Annotated in this window: 9 protein-coding genes and 1 pseudogene; 4 read left to right on the top strand and 6 right to left on the bottom strand. The window is 61.2% G+C overall.

Features of this window, described 5'->3' with window-relative positions; translation table 11 throughout:
• The 5 genes from EOA85_RS25345 to EOA85_RS25325 all read right to left on the bottom strand — a co-directional run.
• The coding region (locus tag EOA85_RS25345; RefSeq protein WP_206523362.1) for a PLP-dependent transferase at positions 1–427 on the bottom strand (427 nt) is incomplete at its 3' end.
• Between the two features lie 163 nt (positions 428–590).
• On the bottom strand, positions 591–1112 hold the full coding sequence (locus tag EOA85_RS25340) for a CoA-binding protein (protein WP_127211593.1): 522 nt from the start codon (positions 1110–1112) through the stop codon (positions 591–593).
• Positions 1109–1885: an AAA family ATPase gene (locus EOA85_RS25335; protein ID WP_127211592.1), complete on the bottom strand. Its 777-nt coding sequence runs from the start codon at positions 1883–1885 to the stop codon at positions 1109–1111. Before EOA85_RS25335 ends, EOA85_RS25340 begins: the two co-directional genes overlap by 4 nt.
• A gap of 10 nt (positions 1886–1895) precedes the next feature.
• Entirely contained in the window at positions 1896–2318 is a 423-nt protein-coding gene (locus tag EOA85_RS25330; protein ID WP_065008089.1) for a VOC family protein, read from the bottom strand.
• A 2-nt stretch (positions 2319–2320) separates the two neighbouring features.
• The gene (locus EOA85_RS25325) at positions 2321–3142 is read right to left on the bottom strand and encodes an enoyl-CoA hydratase (RefSeq protein ID WP_127211591.1); all 822 of its coding nucleotides are present in this window, start codon (positions 3140–3142) and stop codon (positions 2321–2323) included.
• Between the two features lie 170 nt (positions 3143–3312).
• Between EOA85_RS25325 and EOA85_RS25320 the strand changes: the two genes are divergently transcribed.
• The 4 genes from EOA85_RS25320 (at position 3313) to rpsI (ending at position 5737) form a co-directional block, all read left to right on the top strand.
• Complete coding sequence (locus EOA85_RS25320; protein ID WP_127211590.1) at positions 3313–3777, top strand: PaaI family thioesterase; 465 nt, start codon at positions 3313–3315, stop codon at positions 3775–3777.
• A gap of 96 nt (positions 3778–3873) precedes the next feature.
• The gene (locus tag EOA85_RS25315) at positions 3874–4524 is read left to right on the top strand and encodes a LysE family translocator (protein WP_127211589.1); all 651 of its coding nucleotides are present in this window, start codon (positions 3874–3876) and stop codon (positions 4522–4524) included.
• A gap of 264 nt (positions 4525–4788) precedes the next feature.
• Complete coding sequence (gene rplM, locus EOA85_RS25310) at positions 4789–5253, top strand: 50S ribosomal protein L13 (RefSeq protein WP_023798353.1); 465 nt, start codon at positions 4789–4791, stop codon at positions 5251–5253.
• 1 nt (position 5254) lies between these two features.
• Entirely contained in the window at positions 5255–5737 is a 483-nt protein-coding gene (gene rpsI, locus EOA85_RS25305; protein ID WP_023717316.1) for a 30S ribosomal protein S9, read from the top strand.
• Positions 5738–5757: 20 nt separating this feature from the next.
• Here the strand turns inward: rpsI and EOA85_RS25300 are convergent.
• Positions 5758–5990 (bottom strand): annotated as a pseudogene (locus tag EOA85_RS25300) (hypothetical protein); the annotation flags it as partial.

Here is a 5990-nt window from a genome sequence, read left to right as displayed (position 1 = left end):
GGCTTTCGAAGGTCGAGATCTCGTTGGTGTCGGCCCAGCGCACCTGCCAGCCGAAATTCTTGAAGGCGTGGCCGAACTGGTTGATCGAGCCGCCGTAAAGCCTTGTCGCGGAGACGAAATTGTCGCCGGGCTGCATCAGATTATGGAAGACGAGCACCTGCGCGGCATGGCCCGACGCCACGGCCAGCCCCGCCGTGCCGCCTTCGAGTGCCGCGATACGCTCTTCCAGCACCGCCTGCGTCGGGTTCATGATGCGGGTGTAGATGTTGCCGAAGGCCTTTAGCCCGAACAGCGACGCGGCATGGTCGGCATCATCGAAGACAAAGGAGGTCGTCTGGTAGATCGGCGTGGCACGCGCGCCGGTCGCCGGATCGGGCTTGGCACCCGCATGGACGGCGAGTGTGTTGAAACCGGGCGTGCGGGTCATCGAATACCTCCCCTGAATGCTGAATACTGAATGCTGAATGGTGAGGTGAATGGTGAATGGTGAATGGTGATGGCAAAGTCGGCCAGCCTCATCCTGATTGCAAGCGGCTCATATGCCGCTTTGCCCGCCTTCCAGAAAAATCCTTCTATTCACCATTCACTACCTATTTCTGGCGAACGCCGAAGCTCTGGAATCCCGGCCGCATCAGCGGCTTCTTCGACGACAGCACGCCGGAATTAACGCCGGTCCAGCCGATTTCGCCCGACAGCTTGCCATATTCGATCTTGGGGCAGCGGTTCATCACCACCTTGATGCCGGCGGCCTCTGCGCGCGCCGCCGCCTCGTCATGGCGCACGCCAAGCTGCATCCAGATGACTATCGGCAACGGATCGAGCCGCAAGACCTCGTCGACGACGCCCGGCACTGCCGTGGAGCCGCGAAAAACGTCGACCATGTCGATCGGCTCGGGAACATCGGCGAGCCTGGCATAGGTCATCCGGCCAAGGATTTCCTTGCCGGCCTGGCCGGGGTTGATCGGGAACACCGAAAATCCCTTGCCCAGCAGGTATTTCAGCACGAAGTAGCTCGGCCGGACATCGTTGGCGGACGCGCCGACCATGGCGATGGTCTTCACCGAATTGAGGATGCCGGCGATATAGGCATTGTCGTAGGCGTCGTGGTTCATGCCTCGTCCTCATACAGAGCTTCGGCGAGAAAACCATCCGGGTCGTTGCAGAAACTGCGCATCATGCGGAAATGATCGGTATCGTGAAAATCGGTCAGGTCGAGGCCGAACCGGCTGATGCGGAACAGCCGCGCGCCGGGACAGGCCATCAGCAGCGGCGAATGCGTCGCCATGATCACTTGCGCCGTGCCTGATAGATCCATCCGCCGCAGCATCTTGATCAGCTCGATCTGACGCGTCGGCGACAAAGCGCTTTCGGGCTCGTCGAGGATGTAGATGCCTTGCCGGCGGCAGCGCTCCTCGAAGAAGCGGATGAAGCCCTCGCCATGCGACCAGGACAGGAAATCGGGCGGCGCCGCACCAGAATCCAGCGCCGCTTGGTCGAGATAGCGCGCCACGGAGTAAAAAGATTCGGCGCGAAAGAACCAGCCGGCGGTGACCTTTGGCAGCCAGTGGCCGCGCATCGTTGCGGCGAGCGCCGCGCCCCTCCTGTCGATGGCGCGGGAGTGGTCGATGGGCATGTAGCCCTTGCCGCCGCCGGCTTCATCGTATCCGGCCAGCGCGCCGATCGCCTCGAGCAGCGTCGATTTGCCGGTGCCGTTCTCGCCGACGATGATGGTGATCGGCGTGGTGAATTCGAGTTCGAAATCGTGGCTGCGGAAGATCGGCAGATTCCAGGGATATTTTTCCCAATCTGCGACACGGCTGGGCTCGATCAGGATGCGCTTGAGATAGGGCGCATTCAGCCGCGTCAGTTGCTTGCGAGGAGCCATGCGACGGCGGTCAGCCCGGCAGCGAGATGCTGCCGTCTTCCGCGATCGGAAAAGCCGGATTGTGCGCCACTTCCCAGACATGCCCTTCCGTGTCGGCGAAATAGCCATACCAGCCGCCCCAGAAGGCGCGACCGGCCGGTTTGACGATACGACCGCCGGCCTTCTCGGCCATCGCCAGCATGTGATCGACTTCCGTGTCGGAGCGGGTGTTGTAAGCGAGGTAGATCGCCGACGGCGCCGTGCCGAAGGTGATGCCTGAATCCTCTTCGGCGCTTTCGCGCGGAAACAGCCCGAGAATGACGCCGCCCATCTGGAAGAAGGCGACGCCATCGGTGATTCCAGCATGGCGGGTCAGGCCCATCGCCTCGTAGAAGCGTGTGGCGCGCTCCAGATCGTCGACGGCGATGGTGATAATGGAGATGCGGGGCTCCATGTCTATTCCTCCGTCCATTCCGGCTTGCGTTTGCCGATGAAGGCGCCGATGCCCTCTTCCGCGTCGCGCGCCAGCATGTTGTCGACCATGACGCGGCCGGTATAGGCATAAGCCTCGGCAAGCCCCATCTCGGCCTGCGCGTAGAAGGCTTCCTTGCCGGTCTTCACGACCAAAGATGATTTGGCGGCAATGGTTTGCTCGTATTTGGTGACAATCTGATTCAGATATTCGCGCGGCACGACCCGGTTGACGAGGCCGAATTCCTTGGCCGTCGCAGCATCGATCGTCTCGCCGGTCAAAAGCATCTCCATAGCGTGCTTTCGCGAGACATTGCGCGACAGCGCCACCATCGGCGTCGAGCAGAACAGGCCGATATTGACGCCGGGCGTGCAGAAGGTCGCCTCATGCGAGGCGATCGCCAGATCACAGCTCGCGACCAGTTGCGCCCCCGCGGCCGTCGCCAGACCATCGACCTCGGCGATCACCGGCCTGGGATGGCGCACGATCGACTGCATCAGCGCCGCGCAAGCGGTAAACGTCTCCTCGAAGAACGCCTTGCCGCGGTCGGGATCGCCACGGTGCGCGGTCATTTCCTTGAGATCGTGGCCGGCGCAGAACACCTTTCCGGCGGCCGCCAGGATGATGACGCGGACGGATCTGTCTGATTTCGCGCGGTCGAGTTCCGCCGTCAGCGCCGCCATGACCGCCAGCGACAGGGCATTGGCCGGCGGATTGGCGAGCGTGAGGCGCAGGACGCCCTTGTCCAGCCTCGCCACGACAGGACCTTCGGCAACAGCCGGCTTGATCGCGACGATTTCAGCCATTTCTCCAACCTCTTCATCGGCCAGCGGCATCGCATGCGCGGGCCATGGAACAAAAGAACTAGCACGCTGCCGATTGAAGAACAGTCGTCAGACGTGTTTTCTCATGAGCAACAATTGGCCCAGCCGCCTTATTCGGCAAGCCGAGATCAGCACGATCAACGAGGAACATAATGGCCGAGCAGAGGAACCTCAAACCGGTGCTAACCGCGGCCGAAGTCAATGCCTTGATGGAAAGCGTCTATCCCCAGCTCAACAACCAGTTCACCTTCTACGAGGCGATCGACGTGTTTCCGGGCGGCTGCACGGTGCGGCTGAATGCCGGCGAGCGGCATTTGCGCCCTGGCGGAACGGTGTCGGGCTCGTCGCTGTTCACGCTGGCCGACATAGGCGGCTATGTCTGCGTGCTTTCGCATGCCGGGCCCGATGCGCTTTCTGTCACCACCAATCTCAATATCAATTTTGTCCGCAAGGCCGAGGCCGGGCCGATCGACGGCCATTGCCGCATCCTGAAGCTGGGCAAGAGCCTGATGTTGTTCGATATCGACATCGTCGCCGGACCGGACGGACACACAGTGGCCCACGCCACGGGAACCTATTCGATCCCGCCGAGGAAGAGCTTTCAATCGCAAGCCTGATTTGCCGGCGAATACGTTTTGCGCTCGTTCCAAGCGAACCCAACGGAACGAAACGTCCGACAAAACGTTCGCAGCACCAATCAGACCCGCAAAAACATGCCCGAACTTCCCACCTATCTGGCGTTCCTGGTCGCAGTGCTTGGCTATCAGCTGTCCGGCCCCGGACCGGACATGCTTCTGGTAATCAGCCGCGGTATCGGACAGGGCCGGCGGGCGGCACTGGCAACGGCGACCGGCTGCGTTTTCGCAGGCGTGATCCAGATTCCGTTGCTGGCAATGGGACTTGCATCGCTAATCACGTCCTCGCCTATCTCGTATGGCCTGCTGCAAGTGCTCGGAGCGGCGTACCTCATTGCAATCGGGACAAAGTTCTTGCTCGTGCGCAACGAAGCGGAAACAAACAGCATCGTCGCGGCCAAGGAGGGAGGCCTGGCGGGCGCCTTTTGGCAAGGCATGATCTGCAACCTGACCAACCCTACCGCACTCGTTTTCATGCTCGCAGTGCTGCCGCAGTTCGTCCATGCCTCCACAGGATCGTCGGCGATGCAGTTTGTCGTACTCGGGACCACCATGAAGGCTACGGGCCTTCTGGTCCTGGGGGCTGTAGCCTTCGCCTCAGGTGCGGTCGGCGCCTGGCTGGCACGCAACTCCGGTTTTCTTGTCTGGCAAGAACGCCTGGCCGGTGCGATCATGATCGCCGTCGGCATCAAACTGCTGCTGGCCGCAATTATTCCGGGCCGGCGCTAAACCAAGTTTGATGGATTCGAATGCGGTATAATGATACCTCAACTACAACCGGTTGATTTTACACAATAATCCTTTTATGATGACGGGAAAAGTAGCTTGACTGCATAACTCTCCTCCCCTATAAGCCTTCACGAAGCAGCGGCCCCGCAAGGCCGCCGTTTTGTTATTGGCGGCGGGCAAGCGCTCACGGTCAATCCAAGCAACAAGAAACGCCTTTCCTTGTCGTTCGTCGATGGGGAAGGTCCGAACCGAAAGCAACAATTCATGGCAACCTTTTCGCAGAAGCCTGCGGATGTGGTGAAGAAGTGGGTGCTGATCGACGCCGAGGGTCTCGTCGTCGGCCGTCTCGCCACTGTCATCGCCAATCATCTTCGCGGCAAACACAAGCCCACCTTCACCCCGCATGTCGACGACGGCGACAACGTCATCGTCATTAATGCCGACAAGGTGGTGTTCACCGGCAAGAAATTCACCGACAAGGTCTATTACTGGCACACCGGCCATCCCGGCGGCATCAAGGAGCGCACCGCGCGCCAGCTGCTCGAGGGCCGTTTTCCCGAGCGTGTCGTCGAGAAGGCCGTCGAACGCATGATCCCGCGTGGCCCGCTCGGCCGTCGCCAAATGAAGAATCTCCGCGTCTATGCAGGCACGGAACATCCGCATGTCGCCCAGCAGCCCGTCACGCTCGACGTGGCCAAGCTGAACGCCAAGAACAAGAAGGTTTCGTAAAATGGCTGAGCTTTCCTCGCTCGCAGAACTCGGAACTGCCACCGGCAACACCAACACGCAGCCGGCTGCACCCGTCCATGTCCAGAAGCTCGACAAGTCAGGCCGCGCCTATGCCACCGGCAAGCGCAAGAACGCCATCGCGCGCGTCTGGGTGAAGCCCGGCTCTGGCAAGATCGTCGTCAACGACAAGGTGTTCGCCGAATATTTCGCACGTCCGGTCCTGCAGATGATCCTTAACCAGCCGATCATCGCCGCCAACCGCGCCGGCCAGTACGACATCGTCGCCACGGTCATCGGCGGCGGGCTTTCCGGCCAGGCCGGTGCCGTGCGCCACGGCATCTCCAAGGCGCTGACCTATTACGAGCCGGCGCTGCGCGCCGTGCTCAAGAAGGGCGGCTTCCTGACCCGCGACAGCCGCGTCGTCGAGCGCAAGAAGTACGGCAAGGCGAAGGCCCGCCGCTCCTTCCAGTTCTCCAAGCGCTAAGCTCTACGCAGCCGCATAGGTCAAAGGCCGCCTTCGGGTGGCCTTTTTCTTTGTGCCGACTTCGCTGAATGTCGGGATCGATCGGCCGATGCCTTGATGAAGTCGATAAACGCGCGCAGTGGAGCCGGCACGAGACGCCGGCCGGGATAATAGAGGAACGGCCCCGAGAAGCTCTGCCACCAGGGTTCGAGGACGGGTTCGAGCACACCGCTTTCGAAATGCGGGCGAAGCCAGTCCTCGAAGAGGCTGACAA

The organism is Mesorhizobium sp. M5C.F.Ca.IN.020.29.1.1, from assembly GCF_003997375.1.
Lineage (GTDB): Bacteria > Pseudomonadota > Alphaproteobacteria > Rhizobiales > Rhizobiaceae > Mesorhizobium > Mesorhizobium wenxiniae.
The sequence above is the reverse complement of the archived record's forward strand: the minus strand, read 5'-3'. Positions and strand labels throughout refer to the sequence as shown.

Excerpts from the sequence above, each read along its gene's own strand:
- EOA85_RS25340 (WP_127211593.1), bottom strand. The coding sequence starts at position 1,112 with ATGAACCACGACGCCTACGACAATGCCTATATCGCCGGCATCCTCAAT.
- EOA85_RS25335 (WP_127211592.1), bottom strand. The coding sequence starts at position 1,885 with ATGGCTCCTCGCAAGCAACTGACGCGGCTGAATGCGCCCTATCTCAAG.
- EOA85_RS25330 (WP_065008089.1), bottom strand. The coding sequence starts at position 2,318 with ATGGAGCCCCGCATCTCCATTATCACCATCGCCGTCGACGATCTGGAG.
- EOA85_RS25325 (WP_127211591.1), bottom strand. The coding sequence starts at position 3,142 with ATGGCTGAAATCGTCGCGATCAAGCCGGCTGTTGCCGAAGGTCCTGTC.
- EOA85_RS25320 (WP_127211590.1), top strand. The coding sequence starts at position 3,313 with ATGGCCGAGCAGAGGAACCTCAAACCGGTGCTAACCGCGGCCGAAGTC.
- EOA85_RS25315 (WP_127211589.1), top strand. The coding sequence starts at position 3,874 with ATGCCCGAACTTCCCACCTATCTGGCGTTCCTGGTCGCAGTGCTTGGC.
- rplM (WP_023798353.1), top strand. The coding sequence starts at position 4,789 with ATGGCAACCTTTTCGCAGAAGCCTGCGGATGTGGTGAAGAAGTGGGTG.
- rpsI (WP_023717316.1), top strand. The coding sequence starts at position 5,255 with ATGGCTGAGCTTTCCTCGCTCGCAGAACTCGGAACTGCCACCGGCAAC.